The 17237-nt window shown below is 55.7% G+C and carries 20 protein-coding genes; 12 read left to right on the forward strand and 8 right to left on the reverse strand.

The features are described 5' to 3' along the window. The first annotated feature begins 2 nt into the window (after positions 1–2). Positions 3–1172, forward strand: a complete 1170-nt coding sequence (locus tag GNG26_RS17040) for an HlyD family efflux transporter periplasmic adaptor subunit (protein WP_114317191.1) — start codon at positions 3–5, stop codon at positions 1170–1172. A gap of 88 nt (positions 1173–1260) precedes the next feature. On the opposite strand, the gene GNG26_RS17045 is transcribed toward GNG26_RS17040, so the two are convergent. Together GNG26_RS17045 and GNG26_RS17050 are read right to left on the reverse strand one after the other, a co-directional pair. Beyond that, entirely contained in the window at positions 1261–2049 is a 789-nt protein-coding gene (locus GNG26_RS17045; RefSeq protein ID WP_156239627.1) for a class II aldolase/adducin family protein, read from the reverse strand. A 13-nt stretch (positions 2050–2062) separates the two neighbouring features. Next, the gene (locus GNG26_RS17050) at positions 2063–3364 is read right to left on the reverse strand and encodes an MFS transporter (protein WP_114317190.1); all 1302 of its coding nucleotides are present in this window, start codon (positions 3362–3364) and stop codon (positions 2063–2065) included. Between the two features lie 213 nt (positions 3365–3577). Here GNG26_RS17050 and GNG26_RS17055 point away from each other — a divergent pair, with 213 nt between their 5' ends. After that, complete coding sequence (locus GNG26_RS17055) at positions 3578–4486, forward strand: LysR family transcriptional regulator (protein WP_114316972.1); 909 nt, start codon at positions 3578–3580, stop codon at positions 4484–4486. A 218-nt stretch (positions 4487–4704) separates the two neighbouring features. Here GNG26_RS17055 and GNG26_RS17060 read toward each other — a convergent pair whose 3' ends face one another. The 3 genes from GNG26_RS17060 to GNG26_RS17070 all read right to left on the reverse strand — a co-directional run bounded on the left by GNG26_RS17060 (position 4705) and on the right by GNG26_RS17070 (position 6633). Continuing rightward, a complete protein-coding gene (locus tag GNG26_RS17060) occupies positions 4705–4890 on the reverse strand; it encodes a hypothetical protein (protein ID WP_114316971.1) in 186 nt (61 codons plus the stop codon). A 214-nt stretch (positions 4891–5104) separates the two neighbouring features. Then, entirely contained in the window at positions 5105–5689 is a 585-nt protein-coding gene (locus tag GNG26_RS17065) for a hypothetical protein (RefSeq protein WP_156239628.1), read from the reverse strand. Beyond that, positions 5689–6633: a LysR family transcriptional regulator gene (locus GNG26_RS17070; protein ID WP_156239629.1), complete on the reverse strand. Its 945-nt coding sequence runs from the start codon at positions 6631–6633 to the stop codon at positions 5689–5691. The genes GNG26_RS17065 and GNG26_RS17070 overlap by 1 nt, the downstream gene beginning before the upstream one ends. A gap of 98 nt (positions 6634–6731) precedes the next feature. On the opposite strand from GNG26_RS17070, the gene GNG26_RS17075 reads away from it, so the two are divergent. The 4 genes from GNG26_RS17075 to GNG26_RS17090 all read left to right on the forward strand — a co-directional run bounded on the left by GNG26_RS17075 (position 6732) and on the right by GNG26_RS17090 (position 9704). Further along, a complete protein-coding gene (locus GNG26_RS17075) occupies positions 6732–7166 on the forward strand; it encodes a DMT family transporter (protein ID WP_103180810.1) in 435 nt (144 codons plus the stop codon). A 4-nt stretch (positions 7167–7170) separates the two neighbouring features. After that, positions 7171–7650, forward strand: a complete 480-nt coding sequence (locus GNG26_RS17080) for a DMT family transporter (RefSeq protein ID WP_156239630.1) — start codon at positions 7171–7173, stop codon at positions 7648–7650. A gap of 89 nt (positions 7651–7739) precedes the next feature. Then, the gene (locus GNG26_RS17085; protein WP_156239631.1) at positions 7740–8975 is read left to right on the forward strand and encodes an MFS transporter; all 1236 of its coding nucleotides are present in this window, start codon (positions 7740–7742) and stop codon (positions 8973–8975) included. 42 nt (positions 8976–9017) lie between these two features. Then, the gene (locus GNG26_RS17090; RefSeq protein ID WP_156239632.1) at positions 9018–9704 is read left to right on the forward strand and encodes an RluA family pseudouridine synthase; all 687 of its coding nucleotides are present in this window, start codon (positions 9018–9020) and stop codon (positions 9702–9704) included. A 33-nt stretch (positions 9705–9737) separates the two neighbouring features. On the opposite strand, the gene GNG26_RS17095 is transcribed toward GNG26_RS17090, so the two are convergent. Together GNG26_RS17095 and GNG26_RS17100 are read right to left on the reverse strand one after the other, a co-directional pair. Next, entirely contained in the window at positions 9738–10124 is a 387-nt protein-coding gene (locus GNG26_RS17095) for a VOC family protein (protein WP_156239633.1), read from the reverse strand. Positions 10125–10309: 185 nt separating this feature from the next. Further along, positions 10310–10828, reverse strand: a complete 519-nt coding sequence (locus GNG26_RS17100) for a hypothetical protein (RefSeq protein WP_156239634.1) — start codon at positions 10826–10828, stop codon at positions 10310–10312. Positions 10829–11409: 581 nt separating this feature from the next. Here GNG26_RS17100 and GNG26_RS17105 point away from each other — a divergent pair. The 6 genes from GNG26_RS17105 to cydB all read left to right on the forward strand — a co-directional run bounded on the left by GNG26_RS17105 (position 11410) and on the right by cydB (position 16097). Next, entirely contained in the window at positions 11410–11595 is a 186-nt protein-coding gene (locus GNG26_RS17105) for a general stress protein (protein WP_103180815.1), read from the forward strand. A gap of 93 nt (positions 11596–11688) precedes the next feature. Then, complete coding sequence (locus GNG26_RS17110) at positions 11689–12183, forward strand: ferritin-like domain-containing protein (protein ID WP_103180816.1); 495 nt, start codon at positions 11689–11691, stop codon at positions 12181–12183. 31 nt (positions 12184–12214) lie between these two features. Further along, complete coding sequence (locus GNG26_RS17115; RefSeq protein ID WP_103822602.1) at positions 12215–12721, forward strand: ferritin-like domain-containing protein; 507 nt, start codon at positions 12215–12217, stop codon at positions 12719–12721. Between the two features lie 15 nt (positions 12722–12736). Beyond that, positions 12737–13609 (forward strand): manganese catalase family protein, encoded by an 873-nt coding sequence (locus tag GNG26_RS17120; protein ID WP_103822603.1) that lies wholly within the window; start codon positions 12737–12739, stop codon positions 13607–13609. 74 nt (positions 13610–13683) lie between these two features. Next, positions 13684–15087 carry a cytochrome ubiquinol oxidase subunit I gene (locus GNG26_RS17125; RefSeq protein WP_103822604.1) on the forward strand — a complete coding sequence of 468 codons (1404 nt, stop codon included), beginning with the start codon at positions 13684–13686 and terminating at the stop codon, positions 15085–15087. Continuing rightward, complete coding sequence (cydB, locus tag GNG26_RS17130; protein WP_103180820.1) at positions 15087–16097, forward strand: cytochrome d ubiquinol oxidase subunit II; 1011 nt, start codon at positions 15087–15089, stop codon at positions 16095–16097. Before GNG26_RS17125 ends, cydB begins: the two co-directional genes overlap by 1 nt. A 148-nt stretch (positions 16098–16245) precedes the next feature. Here cydB and GNG26_RS17135 read toward each other — a convergent pair whose 3' ends face one another. Then, complete coding sequence (locus GNG26_RS17135) at positions 16246–17232, reverse strand: SDR family oxidoreductase (RefSeq protein ID WP_156240206.1); 987 nt, start codon at positions 17230–17232, stop codon at positions 16246–16248. Positions 17233–17237: the final 5 nt, after the last annotated feature.

The following is a 17237-nucleotide window of genomic DNA, read 5'->3' on the forward strand; positions in this document are numbered from 1 at the left end:
CGATGGATGACCTGGATAACGCCCTCGGCTCCGAGAGCGGCTATACCGGGGCGAGAAGCATTGTGTTATTCAGCTTGCTGCTGTTTGTCGCTGCCGGGGTGTGGGCGTGGTTCAGCATTCTCGATGAGGTCTCCACCGGCACCGGGAAAGTGATCCCCAGCTCCCGGGAGCAGGTGTTGCAGTCTCTCGACGGCGGGATCCTCGCCGAGCTGAAGGTTCACGAAGGGGATCAGGTGCAGGCCGGCCAGGTGCTGGCGCGCCTCGACCCGACCCGTTCTGAATCCAACGTCGGTGAAAGTGCCGCCCGCTACCGCGCGTCGCTGGCCTCCAGCGCCCGTCTGCGTGCAGAGGTGAACGATCTGCCCCTCACCTTCCCGCCGGAGCTGGCGAAATGGACCGATCTGATCGCCGCCGAAACCCGGCTCTACAACTCCCGCCGCGAGCAGCTGGAAGACTCCCGGCGCGAGCTGCGCCAGGCGCTGGATCTGGTGAATAAAGAGCTGGCGATCACCCAGCGGCTGGTGAAAACCGGCGCCGCCAGCCACGTCGAGGCGCTGCGCCTGCAACGCCAGAAGAGCGATCTTGAGCTGAAGCTCACCGACCTGCGCTCGCAGTACTATGTTCAGGCCCGGGAGGCGCTCTCTAAATCGAACGCCGAAGTGGATATGCTCTCGGCGGTGCTGAAAGGACGTGAAGACTCGGTGACCCGCCTGACGATGACCTCGCCGGTGCGCGGCATTGTGAAGAACATCAAGGTGACCACCATCGGCGGCGTTATTCCCCCGAACGGCGAAGTGATGGAGATTGTGCCGGTGGACGATCACCTGCTGATTGAAACCCGCCTGTCACCACGGGATATCGCCTTTATCCACCCCGGCCAGAAGGCGCTGGTGAAGATCACCGCCTACGATTACGCCATCTACGGCGGGCTGGATGGCGTGGTGGAGACCATCTCCCCGGACACCATTCAGGATGAAGCCAAACCGGAGGTCTTCTACTACCGGGTGTTTATCCGCACCAGCCAGGATTACCTGGTGAACAAAGCGGGCAGGCACTTCTCGATTGTGCCGGGGATGATTGCCACGGTGGATATCAAAACCGGCGAGAAATCGGTGATGGATTATATGATCAAGCCGTTTAACCGGGCGAAAGAGGCGCTAAGGGAGCGATAGCAAGAGCGCCGGGTGGCGGCTGCGCCTTACCCGGCTTAAAACGGCTCTCCAGCAGAGGTTCGGCGAGCCGCTGTAAATTACGGTTCGGCTATGTTCGCCAGGATGGATCTGTCTGCTCGATCAGTCGCGTAAGCGCTTTGAAAACATCTTGTCCTGCGCCAAATCGAGGATCGAACTGTAGCGAATCCTGGGTGCATTTGCGTTGGATATCTTCAGGTATCTCCAGTACCGGCCCCATCGACATTGAGGCGACCTGGATTTCACATGCCCGATTCAGGAGCCATAAATTCGCGAAAGCCTGAGGTAAATTGTGTCCCCAGGCCAGCAGACCGTGGTTTCGCAGGATAATACAGGGACGGTCGCCAATACTTTTGAGCAAGCGGGGCCCTTCGTCAGCATGTACCGTAATGCCTTCAAAATCATGATATGCCACTTTTTCATAAAGCTGTGCCGAGTAAAAGTTGCTCATTGAAAGACCTCCTGCGGAACATGCCACTGCCATGCCTGCGGTGGTATGGGTGTGCATAACGCAGTGAGCTTCCGGGATACTGTCATGTATGGCGCCATGAATGGTAAAGCCGGCTGGATTGATGGGCCAGTCGCTGTGTCCGATGATGTTGCCTTTATTATCAATTTTCACCAACGACGAAGCCGTCACCTCTGAATACATCAGACCAAAGGGGTTAATAAGAAAATGTTTTTCAGGCCCTGGCAAGCGTAAGGTGATGTGGTTGTAAATCAGCTCGTTCCAGCCAAGGTGAGCAAAGATACGATAACAGGCTGCAAGATCGACCCTTGCCGCCCACTCTTCCGGACTGTAGCCAGCGGGAATGTCATTACGGGAATTAGGATAAGAATGGGTTAATGTTATGGTCATGATGACTCTCCTTTTAAGATGAACAGGCAGGGTTTTTGTCTGCAGCGGGCTTCATTGGAATGGCAGCGATAAACAGCGTCCCTAATAACAGAACGACCACCGCGTAAAGCAGGCCAGAGGAAAAGCTGTTGGTCGCATCTCTCAGATAACCCACGACAAAAGCGCTCAGGGCCGATCCGATATTGCCAACCGCATTTATCAGGGCTATACCCACAGGTTTACTACGACTTGAAAGGACTTTATCTGGCGCGGTCCAGAATATCGCCATGGCGCAGAAACCACCGGTAGAGGCCATTGCGATGCCAGCAAGACGAATAATGGGGTTTTCAGCGTAGGCCGTTAGCAACCAGCCGACCGCTGCGAACAGCATGGGGATCGCAATATGCCATTTTCGTTCACGACGGCGATCGGAGCGTGCGCTCCACCAAATCATGCCGATGATGGTGCATATCTGAGGAATAGCAGCGAGTAAACCAATAGTGATGTTGCTGCTGGCAGCATTAAAGCTTTTTACAATCTGAGGGATCCATATCCCAATCAGGCTAAGCGTATTAACAAGGCACAAATAGGCCAGGGCAAATTTTATTATGACCGGCTGACAAAGTTCGCTTATCAGACTTCCCTTTCGCTCTTTCGGTACGTCCGCCTGGCTTTGTTCAGCAGCCAGCATTGCTGTCAGTCGTGCTTTTTCCTCACGGGTCAGCCAGTTTGCTTTCATCGGGTTATCATCGAGATAAAACAGGACGGCGATGCCCAGGACGACCGAAGGGAGGCCTTCAAGGAGAAACAACCATTGCCACCCTTTCAGGCCTAAAAAACCATTCATTTCAAGGATGTAACCGGACACCACTGACCCCAGGGCTGTGGTAACGGGTGTGGCTATCATAAATAAAGCGTTGGTTCGTCCGCGGCAGGCCTGAGGGAACCAGAATGTCAGATAAAGCAATATTCCCGGAATAAAGCCCGCTTCAGCGATCCCCACAAGCGTGCGCAATATATACAGACTTTGCGCGTCGTGGGCAAAAAGCGTCGCCGTAGAAGCAACCCCCCAGACGATCATAATAATCGACAGCCAGCGTCGGGCGCCGAAGCGTCCGAGGGCAATATTGCTGGGAATACTGAAGGCAATATAAGCGATATAAAAGAAGGTTGTTGCGAGGCCAAACATTGTCGCAGTCAATCCAAGATCCTGCGACATGGTAAGGCCCGCAAAACCAATATTAATGCGATCGAGGAAAGCAAACACGTAAAGCAGAAACAGAAACCAGACTAGTCTGCCGGACACTTTTTTAATAAGTTCATTATCCGTTTGCATAGAGCCCACAGAACTGAACTCTGTTTCGCCGCGGGCGGGGCTCACAAAAGAACCAGATTTTTCCAAAGTCATTGCAGGGTAGCTCCTCTGCTGTAGGGTGTGGGTAGAGGTTTTATATTTATTTGAAACCATTAATATGTTAATGACTTGTTGTGTACAATTTAATTAATCTGGTTTATTTGTTAGAAAACATCGTTAATCGGAACTGCCACCATGCCGTTTTTACGCTTTACCCTGCGTCAGCTGGAAACCTTTCTTACGGTCGCTGAAACCCATAGTTTCACGGATGCCGGTGAGCGTCTGGGGCTGACACCCTCTGCGGTCAGCCAGCTTGTACAAGAACTTGAGTCCGTGCTGGGTTTCCGCCTTTTTGATCGCAGTACCCGTCGCGTTTCGTTGTCTGTCACTGGCAAGGAGTTTCTCAATTCTGCGGGGGCGGTACTTAAACGTGCCAGGCAAGCTGAAACCATTGCCACAGCGATTAATGCCCGGGCGACAGGTGTGGTTCGTATTGCGGCACCGATGATTATTGCCAGCGCGATGCTGCCAAAAATCATCAAAGAATACAGAGTGCTTCAGCCAGAGGTAGCTGTTCGGATTATTGATTGCCCGGTGGAACGCCTTATCGATATCGTTATTGACGGTGATGCCGATATGTCGGTAGGTCCTAATGCGTTCTGTGGCGAAGAGATTATTTCCACCGTGTTATTTGAAAGTCCGTGGGTATTGTGGTGCACGCCGGATCACGCGCTGGCGCAGTTTGAGGAGGTAAGCTGGGAAAACCTGAAAATGTATCCGCTGGTCGCGGCAGGACGAGATCATGAACAGAATGTCGCTAAAATGGGAAGAGCTTTACCCAGTGCCGAAAGGATAAGTCCTGTCGATGTGGTAGATAATATTTCTACCGCTCTGGGTATAGCCTCTTCTGGCCTGGCCGTAACCCTGTCCCCTGCTTACGTTAAGCTACTGGCTAAACCTTTCGGTTTGGTTATGCGCCGTATTGTTGCGCCGGACGTGGTTCGCCAGGTTTGTTTATACCAGTCTTCAAAATTTTTTAACTCACCGGCCGCTGAAGGTTTTGCAGAACATCTTATTGAATGGATTGCTGAAAATGTTGAGTAATAACTTGCCGGTTTTGCGAAGTCGCTCTATTTCACTGTACACCAGGCATTTCTGTAAAGGGGACTTGTTCATCCCCGCTGTCACTAATGCTGGCGCTAAGCGATATGCAATAACATGAGCGTGACTAATAACATTATGTGTGGACAGATTTAGCGCACAGTGTATTTCCAACAGCTGGCTTGTTGTTTAGAGTCGCAGTAACGCGGCAAGCCGGGTCGTTAACCCTTACGCAGATTCGCCTGTTTGAACGTCTCTGTGTGATGCCCAAGGAACTTCAGCCTTCCCCGGCTCTCTTCTAACGCCGTTTCAAGCTTATCGACCTCATTAGAGAGACGGGAAACCATAACGAAGAGTATGGCAACCGCGATAACGACAGGAACAATTAACCACCATGACACAAACATATGCATAACCCTGGAAGATAATTAACGTAGTTACAGTCTTATGGTTAGCGATTTAAAAACAATAATAACAATTTATGAGTTTGTCTTAGGGCGAGTGCGGTTTGCTCACCCTTTTCCTCAAGTTTTGTCGGCCGGGTAAGGCGGAGCCGCTATCCGGCAATGCAGTGCGGCCTGATGCCCTCTCCCACCGGGAAAGGGCGCATCTTGCATTTACCTAAGCGCCCGGTGCTCTGGGGAAAATCTCCAGATACTTCTCCGAGCCATAAAATGGGATCACCAGAAACGCCATGCCCGCCGTTCCGCTGGCTAACTGCACCGCCATATCGCCGTTGCGGGTAATAAACAGCGCCCGGTCCTGCCAGCGGCAACCGACGCTCATATCCGGGGTGCAATTTTTAAACTTCGTTAACAGTAGGCCCTCTTTGCTCAGGAAAAAATACCGGCTTTCGACATCGGACGGTTTTGCCGCCGACTCATCCAGCAGCGTGAAAGTCTCCTCCCGCAGCGTTCTGTTTTGTGCATCCAGCGATTTCACCTGTAGCGATCGGCCAGGATAGTTGAAGCGTAACTCCACCATCGCCGCATTGTCGGCTCTGACATATAACGTCTCGGCCAGATCGTTTGCGCCGTAGTATTTCCCCCCGCCCGGCTTGAGCGGTTTATTCATAAAGCGGTACACCGTATGGCTGCGAATATCCTGGCGGTTGGGATACTCCGCATTAAATTGCGCTTTCTGTGGCGAGCTGACGACGCAACCGGTGAGTAATAACAGACAGAGCAGGACAGAGAGGTGACGCATTACATTCTCCTTTGGGATTGCCAGTACAGCGGCGTACCAAACGCCTCAACGTAGTAATCAATCACCGCCCGCACGTTCAGCGGCGGGTGGCGTGTATGGGGGTAGATCGCCGCAATGTTGTAGGGCTCGGTATTGATGGAGGTCTCCCAGGCCGGCAGCAGTTTCACCAGCTCCCCGCTCTGGAACCGGTCGCCAATCAGCCAGTCCGGGAACAGTACCATCCCCATCCCGCCCAGCGCGGCGATAAGCAGCGTTTCCGCGTTATTGGAAGAGATCAGCGGCGTGACGGGATAATGAGTCCACGCCTCGCCGGGCCGGCGCAGCAGCCAGCGGTTGGGGCCGGACGAGCCGCGATAGACCAGGCATTTGTGACGCATTATGTCGTCCGACGTTTCAGGCGTGCCGTATTTGCGCAGATAAGCCGGAGAAGCAGCCAGATGATAAAACTGCTGGCCCAGCACCCGGGCGTGAAATGAGGAGTCGGTCAGCGCGCCGATGCGAAAGATCACGTCGGCGGCATCCCGGTGGGGATCGATATAGTCGTCCGTCAGCGTCAGCTCGATGCTAAGACGGGGGTAGCGTTCCGTCAGGCCGGGAAGCCCCGGCGCGATATGCCGCTGGCCGAAAAAGACCGGGGCGTTGATGCGCAGCAGACCGGAGGGCTCCTGCTTGCGCGCATCCAGCTCCCGGCGCGCCTCCTCAAGATTACCGAGCATCAGGCGGGCATAGCGGATAAAAAGGTGACCACTTTCCGTGGGAATAATTGCCCGCGTGTTGCGGTAAAAAAGCTGCTGGCCGAGCGCATCCTCAAGCTGATGGATGACCCGCGAAACCTGCGAAGCGGAAATCCCCTCCCGGCGTGCCACCACCGAAAAATTCTGGGATTCATAGACCTCTTTAAAGGTTTGCAGCCAGCGGAGGCTGATGGTGGCGGGGTCGCGCATTAATGCATTTCCTGCACAGGTGTTTCTTACATTATGGCATTTTTCTCACGGATGTTCAGGCGTACGCTTCCCCGCCTTGAAAACGGAGAAGAGTAACTATGCAGCTGATATTGATTTTACTGGTTATTGCCGGGGGGATGGGACTGTCCGTCGAGGCAGGACTACTGGGGCCGCTCGGCGGTGAGGTAGGTGATTTATGGGCCACGTTCAGCGTGTTTGGCGTCGGTGCCGCCCTGACCTTTTTGCTGATGCTCTTTTTCAGCCCACGCAACAGCCCGTCGTTTTTTTCACAGCCTTCATGGCAGCTGCTGGGCGGCGTTCTCGGCCCGGTCTACGTCATTATTCTCACCGTAGTGACGCCCGCCATCGGTATCGCCATGACGATGATTGGCATCCTTGCCGGTCAGGTCTTTAAAAGCCTGATCATCGATCACTACGGTCTGCTGGGCACGCCGCACCGCAAAATTGACACTAAACGCATCATCGCGCTGATTTTTATCATTGCCGCGCTGGTTCTGGTTGCACAGGGGTAAGACGATGACATTGATTATGATTATTCTGGCGGTGATTGGCGGCGCGACGCTGAGTATGCAGGCTGCCATCAACGGCCAGCTGGGCAGCAAGGTGGGCGTATTCAAAAGCGCGTTCCTGACCTTTTCCGTCGGCGCGCTGATCACCGCCCTGCTGATCTTCTTCTTTGAACCGCGCCATGCCGTCAGCCTGCTGGATGTGCCTAAATGGCAGCTGCTGGGGGCGATGTTTGGCGTGCCGTACATCGTCATTATGGTGCTGGCCGTACAGCGTATCGGTACGGCGGTGGCCACGGTGGCGGTGATTTTCGGCCAGCTGACCATGAGCATGCTGATCGACAATTTTGGCTGGCTGGGGAACGACGCCATACCCTTTTCGATGACGCGCCTGGGCGCAGTCCTCTGCCTCGGGATTGCACTCTGGTTCATCTACTCCAGCAGCACGCAAAAGTCAGATGAGAAGGCGCCTGCAGAAACGCGGAGTTAAGCTGGCTTCGGTGAGGGGAGGCGCAGGCAGGTGTTTTTGCCTTTCAGGTCATTTATAGTACCTCCCCTCATCCCGTAGCCATTAACACCATGAAAACCGATAATAAACGCGTTCGTGCTTATCATTTTTCCCCCTTTCGCCATCTTTTTGCCGCACGTTTTCTTACCGTTCTGGGCAACGGTATCGCCCCCATCGCGCTGGCATTTGCGGTGCTGGATATTGGCGGCTCGGCCTCTGATTTAGGTATCGTCGTGGCCTCCCGCTCGATTTTTAACGTGCTGTTTCTGCTGCTGGGCGGAGTATTAGCGGACCGCTACTCCCGCAGCCGGGTGCTCGTCTCCTCGTCGGTGGTGGCCGCCATCTCGCAGGCTATCGTGGCGTGGTCGGTGCTGGACGGGTCCGCCACGGTACTCAGCCTGACCCTGCTTGGCGCGGTAAACGGTGCCGCCGCGGGCATCACCCTTCCCGCCTCTTCTGCCCTCGTTCCCCAGACGGTTCCCGGTAAAAGCCTGCGCGAAGCCAACGCCTTCATTCAGCTTGGGGTGTACAGCGGGACGGTCATCGGCGCGTCGCTGGGCGGCGTTCTGACAGGCGCCGTCGGACCGGGCTGGGGGCTTGCCATTGATGCCCTGGGGTTCGCCGCCGCCGCCCCCCTCTACCTGATGATTCGCGTGACCGCCCTCGAAGCCGGGCCTTCTAAAAGCAACATGCTGCAGGATTTAAAAGCGGGGTGGCAGGAGTTCGCCAGCCGGGCCTGGGTGTGGTCGATCGTCGTGCAGTTCACCATTATTAACGCCGCGTTTAGCGGGGTAATGATGGTGCTCGGGCCGGTGATTGCGGATACCTCTTTTGGCCGGGCGCAGTGGGGGATTATTGTGGCGTGCCAGAGCATTGGCCTCATCGTGGGCTCCTCCCTTGCTCTGCGCTGGCGACCGCGCCGGGATCTCTTTATCGGCGTGATGCTGGTGTCATGCTGCGCCCTGCCCATCTTTACGCTGAGCCTGCTCCCCTCCACGCCCTGGCTGATTGCCGCGTTCTTTATTGCCGGGGTGACCTTTGGCCTCTTTGGGGTGGCCTGGGCCCAGTCCCTGCAAACGCATATCCCGCAGGATAAGCTGGCGCGCGTCTATGCCTACGATGCGGTGGGATCGTTTGTGGCGATCCCCTTCGGCGAGCTTATCGCCGGGCCGCTGGCCAACCAGTATGGTACCCGCAACGTGCTGCTGGTGGCGGCCTGTGCCGTGGTTCTCGCCACGGTAGCCGCCAGCCTGGTGCCAGCGATCAGACGACTCGATAACACATCACAGCTTAAATCGCATACGTAATGGGTTATCATCCGTCTCCCTCTTGTTTCTGCGGTCAGACTGATGTCAGTGATTATCGATAATTTTATTGCCCCGCCCTGCCATGAGGCGATAGAGACGCTCTGGCAGGACGACCATCTGGTGCTGATCAATAAACCCAGCGGGCTGCTCAGCCTGTCGGGGAAAAATCCGCAAAACCTCGATTCGGTGCATTACCGGCTGGTGCAGACCTTTCCGGGTTGCACGCTGGTGCATCGCCTCGATTTTGGCACCTCCGGGCTGATGGTGATTGCCCGCAATAAGGCGATCAATGCCGCCCTCTGCCAGCAGTTCAGCCAGCGCAGCGTAACCAAGATCTACACCGCTCTGCTCTGCGGGCATCTGGTCGATGATGAAGGGGTGATAGACGCCCCCATAGCCAAAGATCCGGCGCTGTTCCCGCGGATGTCGATTTGCGCTATCAACGGCAAGCCCGCCCGCTCTCGCTATCGGGTGGTAGAGCGCGGGTATTATCAGGGAGATGTGCCGGTCACGCGGGTGGAACTGACGCCGGAGACGGGGCGCACCCACCAGCTGCGCATTCACTGCCAGCAACTGGGCCATCCGATTTTAGGCTGCGACCTGTATGGCGGAGTGCAGATGCCCGGCACCGAACGCACGCCGCGCCTGATGCTGCACGCCAGCGAGCTGCGGTTTGCGCATCCGGTCAGCGGGGAGCCTGTCCATATCCGCCATGCCAGCCCGTTTTGATCGTGCCATTTTGCCACGCGGCTTGCTGTTAGTTCAGCCCCACGCCTGGTTCTGAATCACCACCCGGTACCCGTTGTCATCCACGAATGTGCGCCCATTGACCTCCCAGTAGGGGTTAAACGAACTTACCGGGGTAAAACCCGCACTGCGCATTCGCCCGCATGTCGCTTCCCATTCGGCTTTATCGGGATAATAGAGCACGATCAGATCCTCGTTCGTTTGCAAAGGGTGAACGGGATGGTGGTGACACACGGTAAATTCGATGTGCCAGGGTAAATCTTCCCGCCCTAACATGATCCCGCTGAAACCCTGATGGTCGCTAAAGTCCGCAATCTTTTTCAGTCCTAACCCCTGGCTGTACATCAGGAAAGCCTTTTCGAGGTTTATGACAGGTCTGGCAATACGCATATGGGTGAACATCCGGGCTCCTGTGGGCTACTGGTTTATCATGCCGCCTCAGTCTACCTGCCGTTGCGTTTGTCATTTTCCTCTCAGTGCGTTCCGACATAACGGCGACACGCCTGATGTTGCATCGCGCCGCCGGGCGTTCCGGGTGATTTGCAGCGGAATATGGATATCCGGGTAATCCAGAACGATGAGCCCTCTCACCCCGCCTGCTGCACCGGTGCCGACAAATAGACCCGCACGTAGCGTACAAACTTGCCGACAAAGACCCCGGCGAACAGCCCGCCGGTAATGATGGCGAAGGCGCTTGCACCGGGGCGTTGCAGGGTCTCGGGCGCAATGGCGCTAATCACTCCCAGCACATATTTCACCGCGAAGGCCAGCATTATAATGGGCAGTGCCGAGTAGTCCGCCGAACGGTAAATGCTACGCGGAGCGGCAGCCCGGCTTACTATCGCCCCTTTGATCAGGATATATCCCATTGCCGCGCCGCTGAGTAGACCTGCCAGCCACAGGGAGCCGGTAGCGAGCGTGAGCGTGCGAAAGACCAGCAGGTCGTAGATATCCCAGATCAGAAACAGGGCCGGAACGATAGCGAGCTTTTCCAGCGCAACGGTGGCGGGCTTACGCGCCCGGATGCCTCTGCTTATCAGGAACAGCAGAATCAGATAGACCCAGACGGGGGTATGGATCAGGACACCAGAGATGAAATCAAGCATAGGGTTCACCTTCGCCTCCGCGGTGACACCGCGTCACCGTTCCGGTTGAGTATTGCCTGGGGTACGCGATCCACCATCATACTTTGTCAGGTTCTTTTATTTGCCCTTCGCTTACTCTTTTTGAAGTAGTAATTCCCGTGAGTAACTGGAATCCATACATAATATACGTAAGCAATTTGTTATATTATTTAACAACCGAAAACAACGACCATAAATAATATAAAAATCAATTAAGATTAATCCCACGTACAATATTTTTATATGCGCTATAAGCGAGCCACCTAGAGTGTAAACTTACGTAAAGAGCCCCGCCACGCCTGGACTCGCCCGTTTCAGCGAAACACAAAACAAGCAATAAAGCAGAACGCCCGGAAGGTCGTTTGTTTACATTACCTTGGCGAAACTTATTTGTGAAACAAGCGGAGCGATATATTCAGTTAAATCTTAAAACATAAGATAATTTATTTTCAAAACCACATTTGACTCTTCGGAAATAGGGGCTAAATTTAATCCTGAACGACAACGGATACGAATAAAAACGTATCTTACTGACATAAACGATGTAAATGAGGAAACATAATATGGCAGAGCAACGTGGTGGTTCAGGTAATTTCGCACAGGATCGTGAAAAGGCCTCTGAAGCAGGGAAAAAAGGCGGTCAGCAGAGCGGTGGTAATTTCAAAAACGATCCGCAGCGCGCTTCCGAAGCAGGTAAAAAGGGCGGTCAGCATAGCCATGGTGGCGGACGCAAGTCTGACAACTCTTAATTCATCTCATTATTAAAGCCTGTTCTTCACTTTAATGGGTAACCTCTGCGGGTCCGCGGGCTCGCAGAATTTTTATAGCACTGGAGAAAAAGTATGAATATGAAAAGTATAGAGGATGTATTTATTCATTTGTTATCCGATACCTATAGTGCAGAAAAACAGCTTACTCGTGCGCTGGCTAAATTATCCCGCGAAGCCGCCAGCCCTGATCTGAGCGCTGCGTTTAAAGCGCACCTGGAAGAAACCCATGGCCAGATTGAGCGTATCGATCAGCTCATCGAGAAAACGCCAAATATTAAATTGAAAAGAATGAAATGCGTGGCGATGGAAGGGTTAATTGAAGAAGCCAATGAAGTCCTTGAAAGCACAGAAAAAAATGAAGTCCGCGATGCAGCATTAATCGCTGCGGCGCAAAAAGTCGAACACTATGAAATTGCCAGCTACGGCACGCTCGCTACTTTGGCGGAGCAATTAGGGTATACCCAGGCAGTTAAATTATTAGCCGAGACGCTGGAAGAAGAGAAATCCACCGATCTTAAACTGACCGATTTGGCAGTCGGTAATATTAATCAGAAAGCAGAAAAGTAAGCCTGAAATAACCGAACCCGAGGACGAAAATATGAATCACGTAGAACACTACCATGACTGGCTACGCGATGCTCACGCCATGGAAAAGCAAGCGGAATCTATGCTCGAATCAATGGCGAGCCGTATCGATAACTATCCTGATGTCCGCGCCCGTATTGAGCAGCATCTTACTGAAACCAAACAGCAAATAAATGTACTGGAAGAGATCCTCGACCGTAACGATATTTCCCGCTCAATGTTGAAAGACTCCATGAGCAAAATGATGGCGTTCGGCCAGTCTGTCGGCGGCATTATGACCTCGGATGAAATCGTAAAAGGCTCTATTAGCGGCTACGTTTTCGAGCAGTTCGAAATCGCCTGCTATACCTCCCTGCTGGCCGCAGCACGAAAAGCTGGAGACGTGGCCTCGATCCCTGCGATTGAATCGATCCTCGCGGAAGAGCAGCGCATGGCCGACTGGCTGATCCAGCATATTCCTGACACGACTGAGCAGTTCCTGCTGCGTTCAGATGCCGACGGTGTCGAAGCGAAAAAATAACCAGGGAGTGAGCGTATGTTTCGACACGTAAAACAATTGCAGTATACCGTCCGCGTTGCCGAGCCGAATCCCGGCCTGGCAAACCTGCTGCTTGAACAGTTTGGCGGCCCTCAGGGCGAGCTGGCGGCCGCCTGCCGTTACTTCACCCAGGGGCTGGGCGATGATGATGCAGGCCGCAGAGAGATGCTGATGGATATCGCGACCGAAGAGCTCAGCCACCTTGAGATCATCGGTACGCTGGTAGGCATGCTGAACAAAGGCGCCAAAGGCGAACTGGCAGAAGGCACCGAAAGCGAAGCGGAACTCTACCGCTCCCTGACGCAAAACGGTAACGACAGCCATATCACCTCCCTGCTGTACGGCGGTGGGCCACCGCTGACCAACTCTGCAGGCGTGCCATGGACTGCGGCGTATATCGACACCATCGGGGAAGCCACCGCCGATTTGCGCTCCAACATCGCGGCGGAAGCGCGTGCCAAGATCATCTATGAACGCCTGATCAACGTCACTGACGATCCGGGGGTAAAAGATGCCCTTGCGTTCCTGATGACCCGTGAAGCCGCACACCAGCTCTCGTTTGAGAAGGCGTTGCAGTCGATTCGCAATAATTTCCCACCAGGGAAACTACCGCCAATCGAACAATACGCAACCACCTACTACAATATGTCTGCAGGTGATGATCTTCGCGGCAGCTGGAACAGCGATGAAAACTTTGAGTACGTTGCCGATCCGCAACCCGCCGTTGATGGCGGCGATGGCAGCGCCGAGGTTACGCTCACGAAAGAGCAGGCCGCACTACTCAAAGCGATGGCGAGCCGCACCGAGTCGGATCCAACAGCCGATCCGCTCACTGGCGCTGAGCTGGGTGCCGGTAAAAATAAACCGTAACCCCGCCCGCAACAACAGCCGTACCACGATGCCCCGTTCTATACGGGGCTTTTCGCTGACAGGGGAAGAGTACGATGTTCGAACTCGATGCGTTTTATCTCGCCAGGCTTCAGTTTGCCTTCACTGTCTCATTTCATATTATCTTCCCGGCGTTAACCATCGGCCTTGCCAGCTATCTGGTGGTACTGGAGGGGATGTGGCTGAGAACGAAAAATGATGTCTGGCGCTCGCTCTATCATTTCTGGTTAAAAATCTTCGCCGTTAACTTCGGCATGGGCGTGGTCTCCGGGCTGGTGATGGCTTACCAGTTTGGCACCAACTGGAGTGGCTTTTCGCAGTTTGCCGGCAGCATCACCGGCCCGCTGCTCACCTATGAAGTGCTCACCGCCTTCTTCCTCGAAGCGGGTTTCCTTGGGGTCATGCTGTTTGGCTGGAACAAGGTTGGGCCTGGCCTGCACTTCTTTGCCACCTGTATGGTGGCCCTGGGGACTCTGATGTCCACCTTCTGGATCCTCGCCTCCAACAGCTGGATGCACACGCCGCAGGGCTTTAGCATCGAGAACGGCCAGGTCATCCCCGAGGACTGGTTCGCCATCATTTTTAACCCCTCTTTCCCCTATCGTCTGATCCACATGTCCATCGCCGCCTTCCTGAGCAGCGCCCTGTTTGTTGGCGCCTCCGGTGCATGGCATCTGCTGCGCGGTAACGACAGCCCGGCGGTGCGCAAAATGTTCTCAATGGCGCTGTGGATGGCGCTGCTGGTGGCACCGATTCAGGCCTTTGTCGGGGATATGCACGGCCTGAACACCCTCGAACACCAGCCGGCAAAAATTGCCGCCATCGAAGGTCACTGGGAAAATCCCCCTGGCGAAGCGACGCCGCTGCTGCTGTTTGGTGTGCCCGATATGGAAGAGGAGCGCACCAAGTATGGGCTGGAGATCCCGGCGCTTGGCAGCCTGATCCTCACCCACAGCCTGGATAAGCAGGTCCCGGCGCTGAAAGATTTCCCGAAAGATGAGCGCCCTAACTCGCTCATCGTCTTCTGGTCGTTCCGCGTGATGGTGGGCCTGGGGCTGCTGATGATCCTGATGGGGGTTATCAGCCTTTGGTTGCGCCATCGCCGTCGGCTCTATCACTCCCGCCCGTTCCACCGCTTTGCCCTGAGTATGGGGCCAGCGGGTGTAGTCGCGATCCTCGCCGGCTGGGTCACGACCGAGGTGGGCCGCCAGCCGTGGGTCGTATATGGCTATCTGCGCACCATTGACGCGGTGTCGCTGCACAGCACCCTGCAAATGAGCATCAGCCTGCTGGCGTTTATCGTTGTTTACTGCTCGGTATTTGGCGTGGGGTTAGTCTACCTGGTGCGGTTAATTAAGAAGGGGCCGCAGCCTACCGACAATCTCTCGATGAAGACCGACGGCAGACCCGCACGCCCGCTCTCGGCGGCAGAACCGGTTCCGGAAGAGGAGAAACTGTAATGGGTGTCGATATCTCAGTTATCTGGTTTGCCATCATCGTTTTCGCCACCCTGATGTACATCATCATGGATGGCTTTGATTTAGGTATCGGCATGCTCTTCTACTTTGAGCGCGACCCGCAGGCGCGCGACGTGATGGTAAACAGCGTCGCCCCGGTATGGGACGGAAACGAAACCTGGCTGGTGCTGGGAGGCGCCGGGCTGTTTGGCGCCTTTCCGCTGGCCTATGCGGTAGTTATCGACGCCCTTACCATCCCGCTGACCGCGATGCTGATCGGGCTCATCTTCCGCGGGGTGGCGTTTGAGTTTCGTTTTAAAGCCACGCCGTCGCACCGCGCCTTCTGGGACTACTCCTTCGCCGGGGGATCGCTGCTGGCGACCTTCAGCCAGGGGATTGTCGTCGGGGCGATGATTAACGGCTTTGACGTTGAAGGCCGCCGCTTCGCGGGTTCGTCGCTGGACTGGCTGACCCCCTTCAACCTCTTCTGCGGTCTGGGGCTGATGGTGGCCTATACCCTGCTGGGCACCACCTGGCTGATTATGAAAAGCGAAGGGGCATTACAGCGCCATATGCGGGATTTGACCCGCAAGGTGCTGCTGGCGCTGCTGGCGGTAGTGGCGGTGGTAAGCGTCTGGACCCCGCTCGGCTGGCAATATGTGGCCGACCGCTGGTTCACATTGCCGAACTTCTTCTACTTCCTGCCGGTGCCGCTGCTGGTGGGGATCTTCGGTCTGTGGATCTGGCGACTCACCCGCGATCCGCACAGCCATACCAGGCCCTTCCTGCTGACCCTCGGGCTGATCTTCCTTGGCTTTAGCGGGCTCGGCATCAGCCTGTGGCCCAACATTATCCCGCCACGCATCACCATCTGGGACGCCGCCGCGCCGCCGTCCAGCCAGCTCTTTATGCTGGTGGGCACGCTGCTGATCATCCCGTTGATTCTGGTCTATACCGCCTGGAGCTACTACGTGTTTCGCGGCAAGGTGACTGACACCGAGGGCTACCACTAAGCGTCGCAGCATTGCCGGGTGGCGCTAACGCTTACCCGGCCTACAAATCGCCCCCAGGCCCGGCAAGCATCGCGCCGCCGGGCGGTGCGCAATAAAAAGCCGGGTGGCGGCTTTGCCTTACCCGGCCTACAAAACGATACTGCTTAACCTATTTCCGTCGGGCGATCAGTTTCCCCACCAGCAGCAATCCCGCCAGCGCAGCGCTACCCAGCAGTACTTTCCCCGGCACGCCGGAGGTGATGGCCGTCGCCCGGGTTCTCGACTCGTCGGAAAAGCGCCCATGGACCTGATGCATCCCCCTGACCGGCCCGGAAAGATAATCCTGCCGCTCGGGGACGTTGAGTTCGTTGGTCATCTGCCCTTCCCACGCCTTTTTCACCATCATGCGATCCAGCAGGCCGGGGAAGAGAAACTGGCCGATAATCGCCTGCATGGTGCTGCGCCCGACCCACAGCTCCCGCACCGGGCGGCGGGTCACGTTGAAAATCGCCTCGGCGGCCACCTCCGGCTCGTAGACCGGCCCGATGGGGCGCATGGCGAAGGCAAACTTATTGCGCGCCCAGCTAAACTGCGGCGTGTTAAGGCCCGGCATCTGCACCATCGACAGCTGGATATTGATACGCTCGTGGATAAGCTCGGTGCGTACCGCGTCGGTAAAGCCGCGGATCGCCGCTTTCGCGCCGCAGTAGGCGGACTGGAGCGGGATGGAGCGGTAAGCCAGCGCAGAGCCCACCTGAATAATCTGTCCGGCATCGCGCGGGGTCATCACGGACAATGCCGCCCGGGTGCCGTTAACGTAGCCCAGGTAGGTTACGTCCGTGACCCGGCGAAACTCCTCATCGCTCAGGGCGCGAAACGGCGCCAGCACCCCGCACATGGCGTTGTTGATCCATACGTCAATTGCGCCGAGCTGCGTCTCGAACGCGTTGGCCGCTGCCATGATGGCCGACGCGTCCGTCACATCGGCGTTCACCGTATGACACTTCACGCCGAAGCGTTCAATTTCGGCCCGCGCCGCCTCAAGGCTGGGGTCATCCCGGGCGATAATCCCCACGTGATAGCCCGCCTCTGCAAAACGCAGCGCCGTGGCTTTGCCCACGCCTGCCGTCGCTCCGGTGATCACCACAACGCTCATCATGC

The sequence above is a fragment of the Leclercia sp. J807 genome, assembly GCF_009734465.1.
Lineage (GTDB): Bacteria > Pseudomonadota > Gammaproteobacteria > Enterobacterales > Enterobacteriaceae > Enterobacter.

Excerpts from the sequence above, each read along its gene's own strand:
- GNG26_RS17040 (WP_114317191.1), top strand. The coding sequence starts at position 3 with ATGGATGACCTGGATAACGCCCTCGGCTCCGAGAGCGGCTATACCGGG.
- GNG26_RS17045 (WP_156239627.1), bottom strand. The coding sequence starts at position 2,049 with ATGACCATAACATTAACCCATTCTTATCCTAATTCCCGTAATGACATT.
- GNG26_RS17050 (WP_114317190.1), bottom strand. The coding sequence starts at position 3,364 with ATGCAAACGGATAATGAACTTATTAAAAAAGTGTCCGGCAGACTAGTC.
- GNG26_RS17055 (WP_114316972.1), top strand. The coding sequence starts at position 3,578 with ATGCCGTTTTTACGCTTTACCCTGCGTCAGCTGGAAACCTTTCTTACG.
- GNG26_RS17060 (WP_114316971.1), bottom strand. The coding sequence starts at position 4,890 with ATGTTTGTGTCATGGTGGTTAATTGTTCCTGTCGTTATCGCGGTTGCC.
- GNG26_RS17065 (WP_156239628.1), bottom strand. The coding sequence starts at position 5,689 with ATGCGTCACCTCTCTGTCCTGCTCTGTCTGTTATTACTCACCGGTTGC.
- GNG26_RS17070 (WP_156239629.1), bottom strand. The coding sequence starts at position 6,633 with ATGCGCGACCCCGCCACCATCAGCCTCCGCTGGCTGCAAACCTTTAAA.
- GNG26_RS17075 (WP_103180810.1), top strand. The coding sequence starts at position 6,732 with ATGCAGCTGATATTGATTTTACTGGTTATTGCCGGGGGGATGGGACTG.
- GNG26_RS17080 (WP_156239630.1), top strand. The coding sequence starts at position 7,171 with ATGACATTGATTATGATTATTCTGGCGGTGATTGGCGGCGCGACGCTG.
- GNG26_RS17085 (WP_156239631.1), top strand. The coding sequence starts at position 7,740 with ATGAAAACCGATAATAAACGCGTTCGTGCTTATCATTTTTCCCCCTTT.
- GNG26_RS17090 (WP_156239632.1), top strand. The coding sequence starts at position 9,018 with ATGTCAGTGATTATCGATAATTTTATTGCCCCGCCCTGCCATGAGGCG.
- GNG26_RS17095 (WP_156239633.1), bottom strand. The coding sequence starts at position 10,124 with ATGTTCACCCATATGCGTATTGCCAGACCTGTCATAAACCTCGAAAAG.
- GNG26_RS17100 (WP_156239634.1), bottom strand. The coding sequence starts at position 10,828 with ATGCTTGATTTCATCTCTGGTGTCCTGATCCATACCCCCGTCTGGGTC.
- GNG26_RS17105 (WP_103180815.1), top strand. The coding sequence starts at position 11,410 with ATGGCAGAGCAACGTGGTGGTTCAGGTAATTTCGCACAGGATCGTGAA.
- GNG26_RS17110 (WP_103180816.1), top strand. The coding sequence starts at position 11,689 with ATGAATATGAAAAGTATAGAGGATGTATTTATTCATTTGTTATCCGAT.
- GNG26_RS17115 (WP_103822602.1), top strand. The coding sequence starts at position 12,215 with ATGAATCACGTAGAACACTACCATGACTGGCTACGCGATGCTCACGCC.
- GNG26_RS17120 (WP_103822603.1), top strand. The coding sequence starts at position 12,737 with ATGTTTCGACACGTAAAACAATTGCAGTATACCGTCCGCGTTGCCGAG.
- GNG26_RS17125 (WP_103822604.1), top strand. The coding sequence starts at position 13,684 with ATGTTCGAACTCGATGCGTTTTATCTCGCCAGGCTTCAGTTTGCCTTC.
- cydB (WP_103180820.1), top strand. The coding sequence starts at position 15,087 with ATGGGTGTCGATATCTCAGTTATCTGGTTTGCCATCATCGTTTTCGCC.
- GNG26_RS17135 (WP_156240206.1), bottom strand. The coding sequence starts at position 17,232 with ATGAGCGTTGTGGTGATCACCGGAGCGACGGCAGGCGTGGGCAAAGCC.